This window comes from Aestuariibacter sp. GS-14 (genome assembly GCF_006494365.1).
In the GTDB taxonomy this organism is placed as follows: domain Bacteria; phylum Pseudomonadota; class Gammaproteobacteria; order Enterobacterales; family Alteromonadaceae; genus Alteromonas; species Alteromonas mangrovi.
On record NZ_VHIP01000006.1, the window covers coordinates 104,267 to 126,725 of the forward strand.

A 22,459-nucleotide genomic window follows, 5' to 3' on the forward strand; every position below is an offset into this window, starting at 1 on the left:
TATATGCTAACTCAGGCAACATTCAATGTTGGAATGATCTTAGCTTTAGCTTCTTCTTCCGCTTTCTTGAAACTTTCCATCTTATCGAAGTTCAGGTAGCGGTATACATCAGCCGCCATGGAATCGATCTTACCGGCATACTCCATGTACTCAGCAGCGGTTGGCAGACGACCAATGATCGCGCCTACTGCAGCCAGCTCAGCAGAGGTCAGGTATACATTCGCACCATCACCTAATCGGTTAGGGAAGTTACGGGTAGAGGTAGACAGTACAGTAGTACCGGCGTCAACACGTGCCTGGTTACCCATACACAGTGAACAGCCTGGCATTTCAGTACGTACACCAACGCGACCGTAGATGTTGTAGTAACCTTCTTCCATCAGCTGCGCTTTATCCATCTTAGTCGGTGGAGAAATCCACAGACGGGTCGGGATAGTCTTGTTGTATTGCTCTAGCAGTTTACCTGCCGCACGGAAGTGACCAATGTTAGTCATACAAGAACCGATGAATACTTCATCAACCTTGTCGCCGGCAACGTCAGACAATGTTTTGGCATCATCCGGGTCGTTCGGGCAACACACGATAGGCTCTTTGATTTCAGACAGGTCGATTTCAATCACTTCTGCGTATTCAGCGTCAGCATCAGCACGCATCAGTGTTGGGTTAGCTAGCCACTCTTCCATCTTACGAGCACGACGCTCAAGGGTACGAGGATCGCCGTAACCTTCGTTGATCATCCAGCGTAGCATGGTGATGTTAGAACGCAGGTATTCAGCAATAGACTCTTCAGACAGGTTGATTGTACAACCTGCAGCAGAACGCTCAGCAGACGCATCAGACAGTTCGAATGCCTGTTCTACAGTTAAGTCTTCCAGACCTTCGATTTCAAGGATACGACCAGAGAAAGCGTTGATCTTACCTTTCTTCTCTACAGTCAGCAGGCCTTGCTTGATACCGTACAGCGGAATCGCATGTACCAGGTCACGCAGGGTGATTCCAGGCTGACGCTCGCCTTTAAAGCGAACCAGAATTGATTCAGGCATATCCAGTGGCATAACGCCAGTGGCTGCAGCAAACGCTACCAGACCAGAACCGGCCGGGAATGAAATACCCAGAGGGAAACGGGTGTGTGAGTCGCCACCTGTACCTACGGTGTCAGGCAACAACATACGGTTTAACCAGCTGTGGATAATACCGTCGCCTGGACGCAGAGACACACCACCACGGTTCATAATGAAATCAGGCAGCGTGTGCTGAGTTTCAATATCAACTGGCTTAGGATAGGCCGCAGTGTGACAGAAAGACTGCATGGTCAGGTCTGCAGAGAAACCAAGACACGCCAGATCTTTCAATTCGTCACGCGTCATAGGACCAGTCGTGTCCTGTGAACCTACTGTCGTCATTTTAGGTTCGCAGTATGTGCCGGGGCGGATACCCTCAACGCCACATGCTTTACCCACCATTTTCTGAGCAAGGGTATAGCCTTTGCCGGTATCAGCTGGTTGATCCGGTTTGCGGAACAAGTCAGATGAACCCAGACCCAGCGTTTCACGGGCTTTCTCAGTTAAACCACGACCGATGATCAGGTTAATACGGCCGCCAGCACGTACTTCGTCCAGAATTACCTTAGACTTGTAGTCGAACTCAGCCAGCACTTCGCCAGTTTCGTGGTTAGTGATTTTGCCTTCAAATGGATAGATGTCGATAACATCACCCATGTTCATTTTGTCTACGTCAGCTTCAAATACCAACGCACCGGCATCTTCCATGGTGTTGAAGAAAATTGGTGCCACTTTAGTACCAATACACACACCGCCGCCACGCTTGTTAGGCACGCCTGGCAGATCTTCACCGAAGAACCACAGAACAGAGTTAGTTGCAGATTTACGCGAAGAACCGGTACCTACCACGTCACCCACGAATGCAACCGGATAGCCTTTCGACTTGATATCTTCGATTTGCTTCATTGGGCCTTTTACGCCGTGCTCTTCCGGCTCCAGGCCGTCACGGGTCATCTTATAAGCAGCCAGGGCATGCAGAGGGATATCAGGACGCGACCATGCATCAGGAGCAGGCGACAGGTCATCTGTGTTGGTTTCACCGGTTACTTTGAACACAGTGTAAGTGATTTTGTCGTCCATTTGCTTACGCGAAGTGAACCACTCACCTTCTGCCCAGGACTTGATTACGTCGGTAGCGTGAGTATTGCCTGCTTTGTGTTTTTCTTCTACGTCATGATAAGCGTCAAACATCAGCAGCGTGTGCTTCAGTTCTTTGGCAGCAAGCGGTGCCAGTTCGGCGTCGTCTAATAATTCAACCAGAGTTACGATGTTGTAACCACCGTGCATGTTGCCCAGTAACTCGACGGCTTTCGCTTTGCTGATCAGATCGCAGCTGATTTCGCCCTTCACGATTGCGCTCAGGAAACCGGCTTTAACATACGCCGCTTCATCCACACCAGGAGGTACACGCTCAGAGATCAACTCTAACAAGAACGCTTCTTCACCTGCAGGCGGGTTTTTCAGTAACTCTACCAATCCGGCCACTTGCTCCGCAGTCAGCGGTTTTGGCGGGATTCCTTCAGCAGCACGCTCAGCTACGTGTTTGCGATATTCTTCTAACACGATGTTTTCCTCATGGTTATTCCTGCAAATTCAGACGGTCCCTGGCAGGAAGTGACTATTAAAACGCCGGAATTATAACGGCTTATGTTGCAAATTTGAATTTTTATGCGCTTTCGCCAGTTTATAGCGGCCATTCAGCCAGCCTATTGTCAGGATTCAGCGGTAATTTGGATCGTTGTTGGCCATTAGCGCAAGCTGTGTTCTGGCACATTTTCCGGACGCAATGGTGAAAAACGCATAATCCGGGCCCGCTCCCCGTCGGTCAATACGTAAATTGCCCCGTCGCGGCCAATAATTACGTCGCGAAGACGTTCGTTTATAGTAGCAAATATTTGTACCGCCGCCATGGGATTTTGGTCTAATGACACGGCATACAGCGCTTTATTTTTGAGGCTCGTTACCAACAGATGATTCTGTAATGCCGGAAACACATCATTGTGATAAACCGTCATCCCAGAGGGCGCAATCGACGGCGTCCAGTTTAACGCTGGATCCTGCATACCCTCATAATGTGAGAACGGCGATATACGCGCCCCGGAATAGTCTTTACCTTGCGTTACAACCGGCCAGCCATAGTTATTGCCAGGCACCAGTAAATTAATTTCGTCACCGCCATCCGGGCCGTGTTCATGCAACCAGATTTTACCGCTTTCAGGATCGCGTATTAAGCCTTGCGGATTTCGGTGGCCAAGGGTGTAAATGTATTTTTCAGCCAGTGATTCACCATGGATAAACGGATTGTCAGCGGCAGGTTTGCCCTCCGTAGTAAAGCGAAGCACCTTACCCAAAAAACTGTTTTTCTGCTGCGCCTGTTCGCGATAATCAAATCCATCGCCGCTGGTCATTAACCAGGTGTCGTCGGGCAACTGCAATAACCGCCCGCCATAATGCACTGGCGTATCCTTTGGGGTTGGAAGGGTAAAGATGTCGGTTACAACAGGTTCTTTGGCGTTGAGTACCGCAGTGCCAAATGTCAGGTAGTTTTTGTTTTCATTACCCGTAGCATAACTCAAATAGACCCGGCGCGATTCAGTAAAGTCGTGGGCCAGTTTAATATCCAGCAATCCGCCCTGACCAGCCACATACAGCTGGCTGAATTGCAGCGGAATTTCCTGGCGCTGACCAGCGTGATCATATTCTATAATGTCGCCGCTACGCTCGGTAATTAACCACCCGCCCAGCGGATTTTCAACCGCAGCCCATGGAAAGGTTAAATATCCCGCAACCTGGGTCTGGTGGTAATTACCAGTCAATACCGGCGGCTCAGCCGTAGCGCCTGTCGCCAGCGTGGAAGAGAGAGTAAAGAAACAACTGGCCGCCCACATCCGCCAACCGTTCAACAAACCTGATTTCATGCCTGAATAATGATCTACAACTTGTATTGCGCAGCTTACCATGAAATTATTGAATACCGCTAAATACCTTAGTCGTACGAATTTACCTTCAGGTTAGCCAGAGATGTAGTGAATGTCTGAATACGCCACCGTTTTTGAAGTCGACACCAATATCAGCCGCTTTACCAAAGCGGGTGCACTGCTGGTTGCCTGGCTGGTTTGTTACACTATTGCCAGTGTCTCCCAATCGCAATTTGTGCTGCAAAACCTAACCGATCTCGGCGTAAGCATTAACGGCAACGTGTGGCTTGAGCATACCGCGCTGGACTGGTGGGGATTATTACCCAAATTCGGGGGCGCTATCTTTGCCACCCTCACGCTAGCCTTATTTATCAGCGGCAAGTTAGGCCGCTGGCTAAAGCTACAACGCAACTGGCTGCATCCGTTGGCTGGTGCGTTATCGATGTTGCTCATGCTGGCAATTATGCATCCCTTGCTAGAGGTAACGTTAATTGCTGGTACACGCAGTGTTGCAGGTATTGTTTGGCAGGCCATCGCTGGCGCGGTTGGCGGTGAGCTTTACCGTATATTACGTCAGGATCTTGCCCGTTGGATTGTGCAGCGCCCCAAACAGAATGCGTTGCTTTAACATTAACTAACCCTCTTTACTCCCCCTCTTTTGGGTGCCTTTTCGCTTTATCAAAAATCGCTGTACTTCAACCGTTTAACGCATTTTTAAGATTAACGCTTGCCAAACAAATCAAAGTTTGATTAAGATCAAATGATAATCGTTATCATTTGTATTTCCAATGACATTTAACAAACAGTCCCGTTCAATGCCCCGCTCACTGGTAGCCATGGCTTTACTCATTCAAACCAGTGGCCAGGCGACAGCGAATACCGCTGACGCACCAGAAACCATTGTAGTTACCGGCACCCGAAGCGCCAAAGCACTCTATGCATCGCCGGTAAATGTCGAGATTATTGAGCAGGCCACTATCGAGCGATTATCACGAGGCACACTGCGGCAATTACTCGAGATCATGCCGGGCGTGGTGGTAACCCGAAGTCGCAAGGACGGATACAACATTCAGCTACAAGGATTCAGTGCCGATCGCGTATTAGTTTTGATGGACGGCCAGCCACTCATCTCTCCCACTGGTTCAGCGGTTGATTTGGACCAGATAAGCGTAAATAACATAAAGCAAATCGAGATAGTACGCGGTGCAGCCTCAGTGCTGTATGGCAGCTCAGCAATGGGCGGTGTAATCAACATTATCACCGAAGCCCCCAGCGACGGTTTTGTGCGTTTAACGTTTGAGGCAAACAGTTACGCGAACAATGCCAGGGAAGAAGACAACTGGGGCCAGCTATACCGCTTACAAGCAACCGACACTTTCTACGATTGGCAAACCAGCCTTAATGTGCAGTATATCGACGATCCGGGGTTTGATTACGATCCCGATACTGTGTTGCAAAACGGCGCGTCTAACGACAAAACCTTTTTACATGTTGACTTAGCCCGGGAATTCTCTGACCTGCGCTTTTCCAGCAAATCCCGCTGGTTTGCGGAAAACAAACACAAGGTACTGTCTGCGGTACCCGGACAATCCTCGTTACTTAGCTACCAATCAGACGTCGAACAATGGCAGCAGGATATTCGCATAGCGAAAGCAAACGACTGGCACATCAGCGCACGGGCATTGGGGCACAGCGAAATCAGCGGCAATACTAACGGCCTGCGCGATACACAAATTGCTATGCAGGAACTGGAATTGCAGAAAATCCTGATGGGCGATTGGGAATGGATTGCCGGTGTCACCTTGCATCAGGACCAATTGGATCAAATCAACCAGGCAACGGGTGTTGTGGAAGTGGACGACGCCAGTCGACAGTCGGCTGAGGGGTTCGCGCAAATCAATGCCAGTTGGCAGCACATGCAGTTTTTACTGGGATCGCGAATTCAGTACGACAGCGACTTTAACTGGCATCAGGCCTGGCGTGGCAGTGTGAGTTACCAACAAGCAATCGGACAGCACAACTTTCAATGGCGTGTTGGAGCCGGGCAAAGCTATCGTGTGCCCAACCTCAAAGAGCGTTACTACATATTTGACCACAGTAATCTGGGCTACATGATTATTGGCAACGACGAGCTGGTGCCGGAAACCGCCGACAACCTGTCTGCGGGGCTGAAATGGCAATACAGTGCCGCGGAAGACTGGCAGTTTTCTACTGATGTCAATCTGCATTACACCGATGCTGACGACTTTATCATTACCACCGCCAATGCCGATCTGTCTCAACAGGCGGGTGTTGATGTGTTTGTTTACAGCAATGTTGAGAAAGCGGTTATTCAGGGTTTCGATCTTGCATTGTCAGCAGAAAGCACGCACACAAAATGGCAGGTAAATTACAGCTACCTGGATGCCAAAGACGGCACTCAGCAGCGCCTGGCAGAACGCCCGCGTCATTTACTCAAAACCTCTGTTACCTATCAGATTTTACCCTGGGATGCCGATCTTCAGTTTTATGTGGTTGCCAGTGACGACGAATCCCCCGACAGCAGTTACACAGGCGTATACCGCGACCACGCCATTACCGCCAATGTGCAATTTAAACATCAGTTTTCCGACCACCTGAGTTGGCAGGTGGGCATAGAAAATATATTCGACCAACATCAGAACGCCGCAAAAACACAACAAAGCTTGTTCGATGCCCGCGGGCTCGAGAGTCGCCAGTTGGTGTTTAGCACGCAGTATCAATTTTAATCACAGCAGGAGTTTCCATGAAGTTTTCAACCGCGCGTTTACCCGCCATGATCATCCCCGCCTCGATGGCAGTATTGTTAAGTGCCTGTGGCGGCAGCAGTAGCAATGGCAGTGCTACCCCGGTAGAAGAGAGCAGCACACAGGGCGAGATTTTCGGTCCATTCAGTACAGGATCCACCAGCGAACCTACCACTGTGTATTTTGATTTGGATACCCAAAGCACCGTTGAGCTCACCGATGAAGAAGCGGCGACTGATACCACATGGGACATTGCCTTTCGCCGCACCAAGGTATGGCTGAATACGGCTCAGGACAGCCCGGTTAGTCTGTATTTTACCGGTAATAATGCCGACTTCTTTGATGCTGACGGCAATGTGATTGCAGAGATGTTTACCGCGGCTACAGCGGACAGTGAACTGGAAGATTACACTGCGATTACCCTGGCCGATGTGCCGGATGCAGAATCCTTTACCACAGATGAAGACGCGGCTGTGGTGGGCACCAGTTTTTACAATTACGACATGACTACTCACATAGTATCAGCCGCAGATGATGTGTATTACATTGTTTTTTCCGACAGTAACTACACAAAGTTTCGCGTGACCGATATACAGACAACCGGCCGCGAAATTGGCGAAATCACGTTTGAAATAGCCCACCAGAGTGTACTCGACGGACAGAGCGAATTTGCCGCGGCGCAAACGCTGACAGTGCAAACCGAAGCCTGTACCGACGATACCTATATCGACTTTGACACTCAGACAACGGCAACCGCAGCAGACGACTGGGATCTCATGCTGACCTGTGGAGACAGTGGTGCCGCCTTTTCTCTGACACTGGCCGACGATGCCACCGTAATTAAAACCGATGGGCAAACCTATTCTGGGATCGATACAGCCGCCGCGCCCTATATGGGCTTTACCAGTGATGCCTATACCGAATACGCATTCGACGCTGCGCCCTGGTACTACTACGATGGCACCACGCACCTGCTGTATTCGCAATTTGGTGTTTATCTGATCCAGGTGGGCGAGGTGACTTACAAATTCCAAATCACCAGCTATTACGATGACGCGGGTACATCGGGTAATTTCAGCTTCCGCGCCGACGCCATTACCGAATAACCCATTAGCACCTGGCTTGCCACACACCAAGCCAGGTGCGCCTGATGAGACTGATTTATGCAACGTGTTCTGATATTTCTTTGTTCGCTCTGGCTGTGCAATGTCTCCGCCAATGAGCCAATGCGCATTGTTTCGGCCGGAGCCAGCGTAACCGAAATCCTGTTTGCACTGGACCGCGGTGACTACGTAGTGGCTACCGACAGCACCAGCTTTTACCCGCATGAGGCAGCAACACTCACTAAGCTGGGCTATTTCCGCCAGCTCAGCACCGAAGGCGTACTGGCACAACAGCCCACTCATCTGCTGGGTGCCGCTGCCACGGGTCCCGACGCGACCCTTGAACAACTAAAAACAGCCGGCGTTACTGTGATTACCTATAACCAACCCCGCACCCTCGACGGCTTGTACAGTTTGATCACCGTCCTTGGCACGGATGTAGACGCGCAGGCGAACGCCACAGCACTTACCAGAAAGGTAAGCCAGGCCGTGGACGCCGTGCTGCATTCAGAAGAGGTAGCCACCATTAAGGGTAAAAAAGCTTTGTATGTTGTGGCCAATAACGACCGGGGGCTTACGGTAGCAGGCAGTGACACCTTACCCGATGCATTATTTTCGGCACTGGGAATGCAAAATATCGCCTCTGCGCTGAATGAGTACAAACTCATGAGCAACGAGAGTGTGATGCAAGCTAATCCGGATGTGATTTTTATGGCCAGTCACTTTGGCTCAGATCAGGCGGCGATGGATGCGTTATGCGCGCATCCGGCGATCACCATGACCAACGCCGGAAAACAGTGCGCCATAACCGCACTGTCCAGCGCCACCAGCCTGGGATTATCGCCACGTATTGCCGACACGCTCGCTCAAATTGTAACGGCTACCGCTAAAACGGAGCTCGCGCGCCGTGACTAACCTGTCTGCATCAGCCGTCGACATGCAGGTTAACCGGCATATTGTTGGTCGTGACGCCCGTCGACAACAGATATTGACGGTCGCATTGCTTGCGGTAGCCGTCAGTGCCTGGCTGTCGGTGTCACTGGGCAGCTACCAATGGCAATGGTCTGCTATTTGGCAGTACCTTACGGCAGATGACACCGCAGCACGCAATGTTGCAATGCAATGGTATGTGTTGTGGGATTTGCGCTTGCCAAGAACGCTGATGGCCATTTGCGTTGGTGCATTACTGGGCATGGCAGGGTGTGCCATGCAAGGCCTGGTAAGAAACCCATTGGCCGATCCGGGCCTAATTGGTATATCCGGCGGTACAGCCGCCGCTGCGGCAACCAGTATGGCAGTATTACCACTTTACTGGCCGGCGATCACGCCGTTTGCAACGGTGATCGCCGCTTTTTGCGGTGCATTGCTCACGGTAGCGATGGTGTTGCATATGGCAAAACGTCCTCATGGCGTAGCAGTGAGTACACTTATTCTGGCTGGCGTTGCCATTAATGCGTTAACGGGCACCGTAATTGGCGCAATCAGCTACGTTGCCGATGACGACGCATTACGGCAAATATCTTACTGGACTATGGGCAGTCTGGCAGGCGCAAACTGGTTGCAAGTGGCAATGTTAAGCAGTTGCCTGCTGGTGAGCGCCTGTGTGTTCTGGCGTTGTCGCGCGGCATTAAACCTGTTTGCGCTGGGCGAACAAGAAGCTGCTTATCAGGGGCTTAACGTTACACGCTACAAAAACCTGCTGCTTTGGACAGTGGCCTTTGCAGTAGCACTGGCAACCGCGTTGTGCGGCATCATTGGTTTTATTGGTTTGGTTATTCCGCACATTTGCCGCAACTTAGTGGGTGTTGATCAGCGCTATCTGATGCCGGCCAGTGGCATTCTGGGCAGCGTATTGTTAGTACTGTCGGACTGTGTGTCCCGCAGTTTATTCAGCCCGCTGGAAATCCCTATTGGGATCATCACTTCAGCAGTGGGTGCGCCGTTCTTTTTGTATTTACTCTACCAACAGCGGGGCCGCACAGATGACTGAGCCTGTATTAGCCATTCATAATGCAACGGTTTCCCGTGGCAACCGCACGCTGATCAGCAATTTAACCGGCCAACTCAAACCCGGCGAAATGACCGCGGTTGTGGGTGAGAATGGCTGTGGAAAATCCACATTGCTTTTTCATTTAACCGGGATCCGCAATCACGACCTGCCGGTCACCCTGCATAACAAACCGTTATCGGCGTGGTCTCCGTCTGCCATGGCAAAACAACGTGCAGTGATGCAGCAGCACCCCAACACACCGTTTGCCTACATGACCGACGAAATTCTGTTATTGGGCCGCAGCCTTTACAAAGAGCCCCTGACGTTGCGCACGGCCTGGGTAGCAACCGTTGCAGAATGGTTTGCATTAACCCACTTACTGGGGCGGGACATTCAAAGCCTCTCGGGCGGCGAACGGCAGCGGATATTTCTGGCCAAAGCCGTGTTGCAGCTCATACCGGAGCATCAACCACTAAATATCACGCCTGATTTTCATGGCAAATTACTGCTGCTGGATGAACCGACATCAGCACTGGATTTACGCCATCAGCGCGGCGTGATGGAGCAGCTTTCTTTGCTTGCGAAACGGGGATTGTCGGTATTGTGCATTAGTCATGACATCAACTTAGTGTCGCCATACTGCCAGCAAATGTGGGTCTTGGGCGAAGGGATTTGTATTGCTCAAGGCACACCGCAACAAGTTTTAACCGAACCGGTGCTAACACGTTGTTATCGCACCCCAATTGAACTGATTGAACGCCCGGGTAAACCGCCTCTGGTTACCCATTAACGGCGTGTTGTATAGTGATTTAACAAAAAATAGGAACTCCCATGACCATGAAAACGCTCGCGTTTGAAGCCAAACAACTTTGTCGTACCCAGCACTCCGGCGTACTGAGTACCCAGTCGACATCGATGCCCGGCTACCCGTTTGGCTCCATTGTGCCATTTGTTATTACCCACACTGGAGAGGTAATCATTTACATCAGCGATATTGCGTTACATACCCGTAATATTAAAGCCGACAGCAAAGTTAGTCTGACTGTATTTGATCCCAGTGAAGATGACTCACAGGCAAATGGCCGTGTAACCATAATGGGTGACGCCAGCCAGCTCACCGACGAAGCCGCAATCAGTTTGTGTTCAGAACAGTATTTTCAGCTATTTCCACAAGCGCGGGCTTATCAACAAACCCATGATTTTCATTTCTACAAAATCAGTGTGGCACGCGTGCGTTTTATTGGTGGATTCGGCAAAATTCACTGGATCAATCCGGAGTACTGGCAAAGTAACACCGAGGAATGGCAAGCGAATACCGCTGGCATGATCAGCCACATGAACGACGATCATCAGGAAGCCATGCAACTCATTCTGGCGCATTTCGCCAACGTGAAAACCAATAAGGTGACTATGTTGAGCGTATTTTCCGAAGGCGCGCATTATCAGTCAGCCGAAGGTAAGATTGTGTTTATTCCCTTTGCCGACCCCTGCCACAGCGGAATGGAAGTCCGTCAGGCGCTGGTGGCACAAACCAAAGCCTGTCGCGAGGCAATTGCTGAGGCCTGATCTCACCTATCGGTAAATACAAAGCGAGGGTAATCCACCCTCGCTTGACTTTGACTCATCGTAAACAGTATAGCTACAGGAAAAAACATGTTAGCGTGAGCAATTACACAAGGTGAGCCAAAGGGAAATAGGGTGTCGTTGAGCATTATCACTGCACGCGTTCGCGTTTTCTGGGAATCGTTGTCTACCAGCTACTGGTTTATACCAGTGATGATGATGTTGTGTAGTGTAGCCTTGTGCTACACCTGCTTGTCGGTCTTTGAACGTGCTTTTTTACCAGACATGCTGCGACCACTGGTCCCCGAAGTAACCACCGACAACGTTCAGCAGCTTTTGTCTACCGTTGCCGGTGCAATGATCACCTTTACCAGTATCGCTTTTTCTATGACTCTGGTTGCCCTTACCCTGGCCTCAAATCAGTTCGGCCCGCGACTCATTCGCAACTTTATGAACGACAAAAGCACCCAGTCCGTGCTGGGGCTCATGGTGTCTACCTTTTTATTCTGCTTACTGTCGTTACACCATCTGTCGTCTATGTCTGATAACCAGGATGCCATTTCGCTGCTGGCGGGCATAACGGTATTCTTTGCCATCACAGACTGCGTAACCATTGTGTATTTTATTCATCACGTATCCCGCTCCATTCAGGCCGACCAGGTGATCGCGAATTGCTATACCGGGTTTTGTAACAGTATGGACGGCTTGTTACCCAAACCGGAATCCAACGCCGATTTGCAGCCAGTCAATGAAAGCTGGCCCGGGCACGATGACAGTTTCGCGGTTGAACTGTATGCCGACTCAAGTGGTTACGTGCAAACCATTAACTATGCCAGCTTCCTGGCGCTACCTGCCGTAAAAGTGGTTGGTTGTGAAATTCACATCCGCAGCGGTGATCATGTGGTAAACGGTGATCGTCTGGTCACTGTTTACAGCAGACAACCCGTTGAGGCAGATACATTTGCATCCCTGTGTCGCGCTATCGTATTGGGAAGTGAACGCACCCCCATACAGGATCCGGAGTTCGCGATCAGTCAGTTGGTAGAGATCGCATTAAGGGCCTTGTCGCCGGGCATTAACGATCCCCATACTGCAATTACCTGTATCGATAAACTCACCGCGGCATGTGTGCTGATTTGCCAACGCGAATTCCCCGCCAATACGCTGATAAACAAAAATACAGCGGTTTGGTTGAAGCGCAGGACATTCACATTCGAAGGTTTAATTGATACCGCTTACGCACAAATAAGACAGGCTGCCAGCGCGCAACCTGCCGTGCTCATTCACTTGTTAAAAAACTTAGCCAACCTGCTTCCACGTTGCACCGGCAGTGCCAGCTCAGCCGTTGCCCAGCACGCGAAAAGCATTTACGCGAGCAGCCAGTCACTAACCTTGTGTAGCAATGATCAATACGCACTGGACACCGCGATGTTACCGTTTAAACAAACATAACAAGCCGCTGGTTTACACCAAAGTCATGCTAAGCGACTTGCCTTGTTTAGTTATCCGATACTCTCGTAATAGGTTTGCCCGATAATGCTCTGAACTGATCGTGTTTACAGCAATAAACTGTGCTTTTACGCTATCTGAATTCAGTATAACCTTCACATATCCCCGGTGCTGACAGTCAGTCCAGATAATTTCCCGATTGTGATTCGCTACCCGCTTATCCAGCTCAGTGGCAAGCCCTGTACCTAATACTTCAAAATCACCCGGTGAGGTAATTCCGGCCGTACCTAACTCTACTCCCATGGCATCGCCGTCACCCGCAAACAGCTGATTTGCCCAGAATGCATGACTGTCGCCAGTGAGCACGATCAAATCCGTGGCATTAGCCGACTGACATAACTGATAAAACTTCTCGCGGGCTACCGGGTAGCCATCCCAGGTGTCCAGGTAAATCGGCAAATCCAGTTTACCCAGCGCCACAAAGTAGGCAAAGTGCGCCGCGACCGCATCGTTTTTGGCGAGTTCAGCCGGCAGTGTGAGGTCGTTAACCTTGGGGACATGGGTTCGCGCAATAGGAATTTGGTTGCCAATTAAACGCCACTTCGATTGTTTCACCGACGCCGATAGCTGCGCTTGTAAAAATTGCTCCATGGCAACACTTATCATGGTGCGGCTGGGATCCCCCAACACAGTTTCAATAAAGTGCCTTAACGCCTGTTCGGTATTGAGCTGCTTCAAGTGTTCAGCATAATCAATTTGCAGGCTACGCCCGGTATGACGGGTTTCTAACGTGGTGAGGGTAGCCAAATCGCCAAAATTAAAATGTCGCCACAGGTTTGCTTTATCCGCACTTTGCAATGGTTCACGTAGTGGCATCCACTCATAATAAGCCTGGATTGACGCAGCACGTCTTGCCGCCCAGCTTCCCTCATTCGACTGGTGATTTTGCGCCCCATCCATATAAGGATTATTGGCCGATTCGTGATCGTCCCAGGTGGGAATTAATGCATGTGCCGCGTGCATCAGACGCGAGCCGTTGTCGGTTTTATACTGACGGTGTCGCATTCGGTAGTCGGCCAGACTCACGATTTCATGCGCAGGCAGATGACGGCGATTCAATGCCTGACCTTCTTTATCGCCCCAACTGTCCTGGCCATACTCGTAAATGTAATCGCCCAAATGCACGACGTAATCAATGTCCGCATCGGCCGCAATATGGTGATAAGCGTTAAAATAGCCAAACGGGTAATTCGAACAACTGGCCACCGCTATCGACAGTGAATGAAGATTACCTTGTGGCAGGGTTTTCGTGCGGCCCGGTTCACTTTGCTCTTTACCTGCAATAAACCGGTAGTAGTAAACCGATCCCGGGTTGAGGCCCGTTACGTCTACTTTGAAGGTGCAGTCTGACGCATCGACTGTGTTTCCCCGTCCTTGTTTAACTACGCGGGCAAAATTCAAATCTTCTGCCACCTGCCATTCAAGTGCTACAGGCCTGGCAGTGTGTGTCCAAAGGATGACTGCATCATGGGTTGGATCGCCGCTGGCGACACCACAATCAAATAATGCACTGCTTGTATTAGCAAATGCCTGATGAAAAAACGGCGCGGCAATACCGGTTGCCAAACCAGTTTTAATGAAGTGACGGCGGGAAAATGTCATAGTGTTAACGCACTGAGAAATCAAGATGCGCCGACTATGCCTGTGGTCTGTGACAAAGTGATGAATCCCTATGAATTCATCACTTTGCTATTTTTTATCTGCTTAATTTAAAGTCCATTTGTACTTTCATATTTTGCGCGACTACCGGTTCTCCGTCGGTAAACTTTGGTGCATAACGCCATTGCTCTAATGCATCAAGCGTTGAGCGTATGAATTTCTTGCTCCCCTGATATTCCAGTACATCAGGGCTATGCACAAAGCCTTGCTCATCTATATCAAATTCAATTACCACGTAGCCTTCTCTTCGCGCTATAGCAGCGTCCCGCGGATAAACCGGATTAACACGATAGATAGGATCGGGCTCCTGATTGTCATCCCATGGCGTCATTCTGCCAATGATTTAGCAATGCTGGGTGGCCTTGTCTTCTTCCCCCATTCTTGAATAGGCTTCAACTAACATGGCATGCGCTTTTAATGCCCAGGGATGGGTGTAAAGCAGCGCATCATTAACACGTTCAGCAACTGACTCGAGATAACCACTCGCCTGTTCGTAATCTCCACGCGCAAAATGCAATTTTCCCTGCAGGAAGTTTAAATGAATTGTCCTGACATCGTCTGGCCCCCAACTTTCGTTCGCCAACCCACGCGCTTTTTCTACCAGGGTATCGGTTCTGGAAAATGTCAGTGGTGTAGAGCCGTAACGCGTAATAGGCGACAGAGCGCTATAGTAAATTAAAGCAGCATCATGGAGAGGTGTCGCAGGCACGTCTTCTAAATCATTCAGAATGGCTTTGTAGAATTTTTCAGCACGCTCAAACGTGGATGTCGTAAACGGCGCTTTCGCACTCGAGCGCAATAAATCGTAGGATTCCAATCGCGCTAAAAATGTCTTCAAATGCAATGCACCAAATGTCGTCGAAGAATAATTGGTGAGCAACTGGTACGCGTTTTCGGCTTCACTTAATTGCTTGTTTAAGCGCAGGGCATTTGCCAGGTTATACTGCAACGCATAGTGGTTGTCGGCATCGGCGAGGATTGTCTCACTGGCCAAAGACAATGCCTGATTCGCAAAGGTAACGGCCTGCTCGCCGTTACCTTCCTTGATTGCCTGCGTATAACTGTTATACGCCTCGCTGAATGTGGTTACTGTTTGCGCGTTGACTACACTACTTGCCAACCCAAAACACACTCCCATTGTGAGTTGTTTGAGTGTTTTCATTCTTCTGCCTAGGGCGTGTTGATCTTTGCTGTATGATTTTGCAGCAGTCTGTGCGACATTTATACAATGAAGCGCAAGTGAAGTGTAGTCATCTACATGAACTTGGGCTGAAGCAGTAGAAATGTTGCACAGGCGCTGCCCGAAGGGTTCGCTCTAGGTGTCCACCGCTCTTTGTTGCATGCTCTTGATGCAGAACCACTGCACCTGCGAACATGCGCCGCGATCGCTGAACACCTAGAACGAACAAAATTTATACAGCAAAGATCAACACGCCCTAGTTATAAATACTAAAAGTAAATTTTGAATAGTTGTTTAGCGCTGTTACCGGTTGCCCATTCTCGTATTTGGGCGCAAAGCGCCAGTACGTTAATGCGACCAGGGCAGATTTCGCAAACTCATCACCGCCTTCTACCGATACCACGTCCATATTTACCGCGTAGCCTTCAGGATCGATATCGTATTTCAGCACCACTTCGCCTGGAATATTCGCCTGGCCGAGTGTACGTGGATAATTTGCTCGCTTACGGAAAATAGGTTCAGGCTCGACATTCTCTTTCCAGGGTCTTACCTGCCCGATAATCTGGCAATGTTTGGTTGCTTTATCGTGCTGATCCATGGTGGTGTATAGTTCCACCAATACCGCGTGAGCCTGCAACGCCCACGGATGCGATTCGTAAGCATTTTTAGAAATTTTTGCTGCGAGGGCCTCAAGCTGACTCGCGGCTTCCGGTAATTTAAAATCACCTTTGAATATGAGGGCCAGAATGTATTGCAGTTCCAGCGTTCTGATATCTAATTCGCCCCAGGTAGCCGTTGCTTTGGCTATTCCCTCGCTTAAAATACTTTTTGCTTTGCGTGCCGATTCTGGCATGTGGCCACTGTGCGCCATAGCCGTACCAATCAAATAATACGCAGTAGCCGCATCGTCCGGATTGGCTTCTGCCACATCTTCTGCAGAGTACATAATGGTGTGCAACCGGCCGGTGTTTTTCTCCACGAGACTCAGTGATCGTTCCGCACTTGCCTGATCGCTGTAGGTATAATACTGATCCAATCTGGCTTCCAGTGTTGCCAAATCGTATTTCCCGTACAGATCCTCACGCAGGCCGATAACATTGTCGTAAGCGTCCAGCGCTTTATCGAACTGACGGGCATCGCGATACGCATTGGCAAGGTTATACGCCAGTGCAGCGGTATTTTCGTGCTTTTTACCGAACTGCTGCACACCTAAATTGTAGGCATGTTCAGCATAAAAAATCACATCCTGAAGTGTACCGTTTTGATACGCTTCCTGATATTGATTGTAAGCCTGAGAAAAACTGGTGGGCGTTTCTTGCGCCTGGGCGGCGCCGCATAACACAGCAGCAACAACGAAAGAAGCAAGTGTACGCTTCATAATCTGACGTCCTTAATCTTTATTAAATTCTGAATCCTTCAGCACAAAAATTTAGCGCTAATCGCGGCCGATTTCAAGTACCAACAAAAAGGCCAGCGTCATGCTGGCCTCATTCATTTTTTGCAGTAACCGGCTTAAGAACCTAACTCAGCTTTGAGTTGGTCATTGCTGGCTTTCTCTGATGCCACAAATTTGGACCATTGCTGGGCCATGCCGCGACTGGACTTAAACTTCTCGGCTTCCGCCAGTTCGTTTAACGCCTGAGCGTATTGCTTTTTATTGTACAGCGCCATGCCTTTAATCAGATACGGAATACCTGGGTTGCGCAATTCACCCTTGCTGATTGCTTTGTCAGCAGCCGCTATGGCGTTTTCCCATTCTTCCATATTCAGGTAGATTTGCGCTAACTGTGCATCCAGTTCACCGTCGTCAGACAAATCGGCAGCCTGTGCCATAACCGGTACCGCTTTGGTTTGCTCTTTTGCCTGAGTCCAGCTTTGTCCTAAGAACTTCAGGTTGCGAAGGTTTTTCTCAAGAACGCCATCATTCAGCGCTTGTTCCATCAAGCGTGCACCTTTATACGGAGCTTTGTGGTAGTAATACAACTGCGCCAGGTTGAATATATCCGCCGCAGAGCTTACATAGCCTTGCTGGTAAGCCGCTTCCATAATGGCCAGTTGCTTTTTCTCTTCACCCAGCTCACCGTACATGCCTGCCAGTTGGATCCAGTACTTAGGCTCGTTGAACAGTTTCACCATTTTCACCAACACGTCTTTCACTTTTTCGGGCTGTTTTAGCTCGTAAAAGATCGCGCGCTGAAGAATAAGCCAGCCTTCGTCCGGGATCATACCGTCTTCTTCATGGCCTTTAATCGCGGCAGTAATGAACTCAGCTGCCTCGGCGTACTGCTTATTCTGATAGTACGCCTGTGCTTTAATCACCAGATTCTTGGGCGGGATTTTACCGGTATTCAGGTTTTCCCAGCGCTCAAGGTATTTAATAGATTCCGCGTAGTTGCCTTGCATCAGGTGTAGCTGGGCAAGACTGAACAACGTACTTAACTCAAAGCTTTCCGGAATCGGCTGCTGTTCAACCACTTTGGCAAAATTTTCCAACGCTTTGTCGTATTGCTCATCGTTGTAGTAAATAAAGCCGTAAAAGTTGTACATCATAGCCGTTTCATAGCTATTCATTGAGTCGTCTTTATCTTTTACAACGTTCAGAATATCAATAGCACCGGCCAGGTTACCACCGTCGGCTTCCGCTTGCGCACGAGCCAACTGATCATACACTTTAGAGCGCAATGCCGGCGTACGTCGGGTAGGACGTTCACTGGCTTTTTGCTCCTGTGCAACAACGTCAGTACTAACCAACAACGTTGACACGCTACCGGTTGCCAACAAGCCCGTTGCAACCAGAGATAACAGGGTGCGGGAGAGTGTTTGCTTCATACTGTCATTACCCGTCAATCTGGAACGTTATACGGTTTTGCACACCGGATACTTCGGTAGCTTCACCATTTACTACCCGGGGCTTGTATTTGAACTTCATAGCGGCATCCATTGCAGCCTGTTCAAAAATACCTTCCGGATTCGCTTCAATTACATATACGTCTCTTACTGCGCCTTGCTTGGTAACAGTAAATTCAACGATAACAAACCCTTCAATACCACGCTGAAGTGCGCGACGAGGATACACCGGTGACACTTTAACGATGGGCAGGTATTCACCATCACCCGACTCCAGCGCTAAACCACCGCCGTCGAGCCCCATGTTATCGCCTACGTCTGCCGAAAACGCCATCCCGCTGCCATCAGCATCCGGGCTGGGCGAATCCATTTGTGGCGTATCCATTTGAGGCGGCTGTTCTTCCGGCTTTGGCGGCTTACGCGGCTTGCGATCTTTCTTCTGTACCTGCTCTTCAGGCTTAATGCGAACGAAGTCCAGCACGCTGCCTTTGGGCGGCTCAGTTAACGCACTGCCACCCATTTTAATCAGTGACTGCATCAGAAAAAACAAGCCCAGTGTAATCGCCAGTGATACTACAAATGCGATTAAAAATCGTGACATAGCAATGCTCGCTTATGGCTCTTGCGCTGCAATAGACACGTCATACACGCCAGCGGCACGCGAAGCATCCATGACCTTAATGAGTGTATCGGTAGTGGCTTTTTTATCTGCCTGAATCACCACAGAACCCTGTGGGTTTTCGGCATGCAGACGCTCAATGTTGGCCTGCACAGCTCTTACGTCGATACGGCGCTTGTTGATCCAGATCTCGCCTTTGTCTGAAATAGCAATCAGGATATTGGCACGGTCCTTTTTCACCGCAGTCGCGGCTTCCGGACGGTTTACATCAATACCGGCTTCTTTTACAAACGATGCCGTTACGATGAAGAAGATCAACATAATAAACACAACGTCCAGCATGGGCGTCATATCAATCGTTGCTTCTTCTTCGTCAACCAGGTTTTGGAAATGCTGTTTCATAATTCTTTTACCTTACTAGATGCACCGGGACCACCCGATGCATGCCTTAACGCTTGATCAATGCTTCTTCAAGGTGTGCACGTTCAGTTTTCACCTTGCGGTTCAACCAGGTCGAGGCGAATACGCCTGACAGTGCGCCTACCATTCCCGCCATTGTCGGGATAGTGGCTTTGGATACACCAGAAGCCATTGAACGGGCATTACCTGAGCCTGAGATGGCCATAACATCAAATACTTCGATCATTCCGGTTACGGTTCCCATCAGACCCAGCAGTGGACAAAGTGCCACCAGAGCCTGAATTACCGGGATACTGCCATTTAACTGTATGGTCAGTGTCGAAATCATCTTGGAGCGGATTTGTTCAGCGTGCCATGAAGATCGATCTTCACGGGCTTTCCAAATGGTTACCGCTTCTTTACTGAAGTTTTTGTGCCAGATTAACAGATACAATGCGCGTTCGAGGATCAAGAGCCACATCACGAATATCAGGAATCCGATGACCAGGAGTACCTGGCCTCCGGTTTCTGTAAAATCACGAATTGCTTCAAGAAACTCAATCATACTGATTAGCCTCGCTCAGCGCGCTCAGCAATCACGCCAGCAGCTTGTTCCTGCAGAATATAAACAATGTTCTTACTACGGGTATTCAGCATCGCGTACAGTAAGGTAGTTGGGATAGCCACAACCAGACCCAGAACGGTTGTTACCAGTGCCGTAGAAATACCACCTGCCATCAGTTTAGGGTCACCGGTACCAAACAAAGTAATTGCCTGGAAGGTGTTGATCATACCAGTTACGGTACCTAACAGACCCATCAGCGGTGCAACAACAGAGATGATTTTGATAATCGTCAGATTGCGACCCAGCTTGGGCACTTCGGCTAGAATAGCTTCAGTTAAATGCAGCTCAAGCGCTTCGGTGTCGGCATTTGGATGCTCGTCACGCACTTTCAGTACACGGCCAAGTGGGTTGTTGTCTTTCACTTCAGTAGACTTCAACTGGCTGTTCACCTTGGCACGGATTAAAGTAAGGGTAAACAGACGCTCGATAGACAGTAACAAACCAAACGCGCCTACCACCAGAATGATATAACCTACCACACCGCCCTGCTCTACCCGCTCTTGCAGGTTTGGTGCCTGTACTAACAGACCCAGAATAGAACCGCCGGTTGGGTCGATACCAAACTTAACGATATCACCATTTGAAGCTTGCAGTTCAGCAACAGACTCACCATAACGTTCTGCAGGCTGGCGAAGCAGTTCAGAAACGGTACCGGTCACGCCGTTAAACTCGAGGTATTTACCATCAGCAACCAGCGCAAATGGTCCTACGCGTACCACTTCTTTATTGACTTTCGCGCCAGTCGCTTCTACTACATCGGTAGTAAACTTAGTGACTTTGCCTGATTCAGTCATTTCACGCTGGATTTCAAACCATACGCGCTCGATTTCTTCAATTGACGCCAGTTTAGAGCTTGAGCCCATATCCTGTGCAAGTTGATCAAGAAATTCTGCACGACCCGTAATTTCAGCCGAAATCATGGAGTTGTAGAATTTGTTTTTGCTGTCACCCGCTACCTGCTGTAACACACCAAACAATTCTTTCAGTGAACCTAAACGCGCAGTAAGCGCTTCGTTTAAGTCAGCCAGTTTAAACTCGTTCTGTTCGAATTGGGTTTCCAGGCGCTCTGATAAAGCCAGGGTGTTTTCGCGCAATTTATTGGTATCGCGCAAAATCTGATCCTGTTCATTACGCTGCGCAACGAAGTCCTGTTCGCGCTGTTTGTTTTGTTGCGTTTGCGCAAACTTACCTTCTTCCAGTTGCTTAAGCAGTGCATCCAGATCCAGAGCACGCTCGTTTTCTGCCATGGCAGACAAACTCAGGCTTGCCGCAACCAGACCAAATACGATGGTTTTCAACGATTTCAACATCACTTCGTCCTCTTAGTCTGTAATAGCAACTGGCAGCATTAACAAATCAGGCGCAAGTTGTTTCTTGGCCATACGCAATGCTTTGGTTACCTGAGTGCGGTAAGAACTGTCGAGTTCTTCCCACTGACGGGTTTGCTTGTTCCACACGCCTTGCGAGCTCGCATCACGAGTTTGATAAATCAGTGTGGTTCGGCCAAGGCGTAAAAACTCAACGTCACGCTCCTGACCAGCAATTGTGTGAATACCGCTGTATGCTTCCATAGTACGGCCGTAGTCCATTTCTACCTGATACGCTTCCATCACACGACGGAATTTCTCAGAAGACGCTACATCTGCGCGGTCCATCATCGTTTTCAAGCTGGCGATGCGGTCTGCACGCTCTTCTGGCAGGAAAGGTACGTCCAGCGCTACAAACTGCTCCAGGCCGTCAATCATACGAATCATCAGAGGGGTGATCTGACGTTCGATAACTGACACTTCATCAATGGCTAAATTCAGATTTGCCATTTCCTGTTCCTGATTAGCAATTTGCTTCTGCAGTTGCTGATTGTAGATATTTAAACCTTCAATCTCTTTGTTCAACGCTTTGAACTGCTGCAGTTTGCTATCGATCTGATCGGTAATACCGTCTATTTTTTGCTGCGATTTAGCCGCAGACTCATTGATTTCCTTGGCAGCATCCATAGCAGGTTTTAATTCCTGCTCCTGTGCGAAGGCTGATGCCGACAAAAGTGCCGTGCTTAGCAGCAAGGTGTTAAAAAGCTTCATACATTCAAACCTTTTTGTTATAAGAAATCGGAACAACCGACCACTAAAAACTGCGGGTAGGATAGGAGTTTTATGTGACAGTTTTATTACCAGACTGTCATAAAAAAACTTTCCTTTATCCTGAACGAAAAAAGCCGCTTAAA

General features: G+C 49.4%; 20 protein-coding genes. 8 read left to right on the plus strand and 12 right to left on the minus strand.

Annotated features, from left to right (window positions below; genetic code table 11):
• Window positions 1–11: 11 nt before the first annotated feature.
• Both acnB and FJ444_RS11655 read right to left on the minus strand, forming a co-directional pair.
• Window positions 12–2,624 carry a bifunctional aconitate hydratase 2/2-methylisocitrate dehydratase gene (gene acnB / locus FJ444_RS11650; RefSeq protein ID WP_140958471.1) on the minus strand — a complete coding sequence of 871 codons (2,613 nt, stop codon included), beginning with the start codon at window positions 2,622–2,624 and terminating at the stop codon, window positions 12–14.
• 185 nt (window positions 2,625–2,809) lie between these two features.
• Entirely contained in the window at window positions 2,810–3,979 is a 1,170-nt protein-coding gene (locus FJ444_RS11655) for a PQQ-dependent sugar dehydrogenase (protein ID WP_181405146.1), read from the minus strand.
• Window positions 3,980–4,091: 112 nt separating this feature from the next.
• On the opposite strand from FJ444_RS11655, the gene FJ444_RS21655 reads away from it, so the two are divergent.
• The 8 genes from FJ444_RS21655 to FJ444_RS11695 all read left to right on the plus strand — a co-directional run bounded on the left by FJ444_RS21655 (window position 4,092) and on the right by FJ444_RS11695 (window position 12,852).
• Complete coding sequence (locus tag FJ444_RS21655; protein WP_255439140.1) at window positions 4,092–4,607, plus strand: hypothetical protein; 516 nt, start codon at window positions 4,092–4,094, stop codon at window positions 4,605–4,607.
• Window positions 4,608–4,767: 160 nt separating this feature from the next.
• Window positions 4,768–6,726, plus strand: a complete 1,959-nt coding sequence (locus tag FJ444_RS11665; RefSeq protein WP_140958473.1) for a TonB-dependent siderophore receptor — start codon at window positions 4,768–4,770, stop codon at window positions 6,724–6,726.
• A gap of 17 nt (window positions 6,727–6,743) precedes the next feature.
• Window positions 6,744–7,850 (plus strand): HmuY family protein, encoded by a 1,107-nt coding sequence (locus tag FJ444_RS11670; RefSeq protein ID WP_255439141.1) that lies wholly within the window; start codon window positions 6,744–6,746, stop codon window positions 7,848–7,850.
• A 57-nt stretch (window positions 7,851–7,907) separates the two neighbouring features.
• Window positions 7,908–8,762, plus strand: a complete 855-nt coding sequence (locus FJ444_RS11675) for a hemin ABC transporter substrate-binding protein (RefSeq protein ID WP_140958474.1) — start codon at window positions 7,908–7,910, stop codon at window positions 8,760–8,762.
• Window positions 8,755–9,837: an iron ABC transporter permease gene (locus FJ444_RS11680; RefSeq protein ID WP_255439142.1), complete on the plus strand. Its 1,083-nt coding sequence runs from the start codon at window positions 8,755–8,757 to the stop codon at window positions 9,835–9,837. Before FJ444_RS11675 ends, FJ444_RS11680 begins: the two co-directional genes overlap by 8 nt.
• Window positions 9,830–10,627, plus strand: a complete 798-nt coding sequence (locus tag FJ444_RS11685; protein ID WP_140958475.1) for an ATP-binding cassette domain-containing protein — start codon at window positions 9,830–9,832, stop codon at window positions 10,625–10,627. The genes FJ444_RS11680 and FJ444_RS11685 overlap by 8 nt, the downstream gene beginning before the upstream one ends.
• A gap of 41 nt (window positions 10,628–10,668) precedes the next feature.
• Entirely contained in the window at window positions 10,669–11,403 is a 735-nt protein-coding gene (locus FJ444_RS11690; RefSeq protein ID WP_140958476.1) for a HugZ family protein, read from the plus strand.
• Window positions 11,404–11,535: 132 nt separating this feature from the next.
• Window positions 11,536–12,852: a DUF2254 domain-containing protein gene (locus tag FJ444_RS11695; RefSeq protein ID WP_140958477.1), complete on the plus strand. Its 1,317-nt coding sequence runs from the start codon at window positions 11,536–11,538 to the stop codon at window positions 12,850–12,852.
• Window positions 12,853–12,864: 12 nt separating this feature from the next.
• On the opposite strand, the gene FJ444_RS11700 is transcribed toward FJ444_RS11695, so the two are convergent.
• The 10 genes from FJ444_RS11700 to FJ444_RS11745 all read right to left on the minus strand — a co-directional run bounded on the left by FJ444_RS11700 (window position 12,865) and on the right by FJ444_RS11745 (window position 22,316).
• The gene (locus FJ444_RS11700; RefSeq protein WP_140958478.1) at window positions 12,865–14,511 is read right to left on the minus strand and encodes an alkaline phosphatase; all 1,647 of its coding nucleotides are present in this window, start codon (window positions 14,509–14,511) and stop codon (window positions 12,865–12,867) included.
• A 94-nt stretch (window positions 14,512–14,605) separates the two neighbouring features.
• Window positions 14,606–14,899 carry an energy transducer TonB gene (locus FJ444_RS11705; protein WP_140958479.1) on the minus strand — a complete coding sequence of 98 codons (294 nt, stop codon included), beginning with the start codon at window positions 14,897–14,899 and terminating at the stop codon, window positions 14,606–14,608.
• A gap of 12 nt (window positions 14,900–14,911) precedes the next feature.
• Window positions 14,912–15,730 (minus strand): lipopolysaccharide assembly protein LapB, encoded by an 819-nt coding sequence (locus FJ444_RS11710; RefSeq protein ID WP_140958480.1) that lies wholly within the window; start codon window positions 15,728–15,730, stop codon window positions 14,912–14,914.
• 274 nt (window positions 15,731–16,004) lie between these two features.
• Window positions 16,005–17,126, minus strand: coding sequence for an energy transducer TonB (locus tag FJ444_RS11715; protein ID WP_140958481.1), 1,122 nt, complete (start codon window positions 17,124–17,126; stop codon window positions 16,005–16,007).
• A gap of 134 nt (window positions 17,127–17,260) precedes the next feature.
• Complete coding sequence (locus FJ444_RS11720; protein ID WP_140958482.1) at window positions 17,261–18,577, minus strand: tetratricopeptide repeat protein; 1,317 nt, start codon at window positions 18,575–18,577, stop codon at window positions 17,261–17,263.
• 7 nt (window positions 18,578–18,584) lie between these two features.
• Window positions 18,585–19,196: an energy transducer TonB gene (locus FJ444_RS11725; protein ID WP_140958483.1), complete on the minus strand. Its 612-nt coding sequence runs from the start codon at window positions 19,194–19,196 to the stop codon at window positions 18,585–18,587.
• A 12-nt stretch (window positions 19,197–19,208) separates the two neighbouring features.
• Window positions 19,209–19,616: a biopolymer transporter ExbD gene (locus FJ444_RS11730; RefSeq protein ID WP_140958484.1), complete on the minus strand. Its 408-nt coding sequence runs from the start codon at window positions 19,614–19,616 to the stop codon at window positions 19,209–19,211.
• Window positions 19,617–19,662: 46 nt separating this feature from the next.
• Complete coding sequence (locus tag FJ444_RS11735; protein WP_140958485.1) at window positions 19,663–20,178, minus strand: MotA/TolQ/ExbB proton channel family protein; 516 nt, start codon at window positions 20,176–20,178, stop codon at window positions 19,663–19,665.
• A 5-nt stretch (window positions 20,179–20,183) separates the two neighbouring features.
• Complete coding sequence (locus FJ444_RS11740) at window positions 20,184–21,548, minus strand: MotA/TolQ/ExbB proton channel family protein (RefSeq protein WP_140958486.1); 1,365 nt, start codon at window positions 21,546–21,548, stop codon at window positions 20,184–20,186.
• Window positions 21,549–21,560: 12 nt separating this feature from the next.
• Window positions 21,561–22,316, minus strand: coding sequence for a DUF3450 domain-containing protein (locus FJ444_RS11745; RefSeq protein WP_140958487.1), 756 nt, complete (start codon window positions 22,314–22,316; stop codon window positions 21,561–21,563).
• Window positions 22,317–22,459 lie beyond the last annotated feature (143 nt).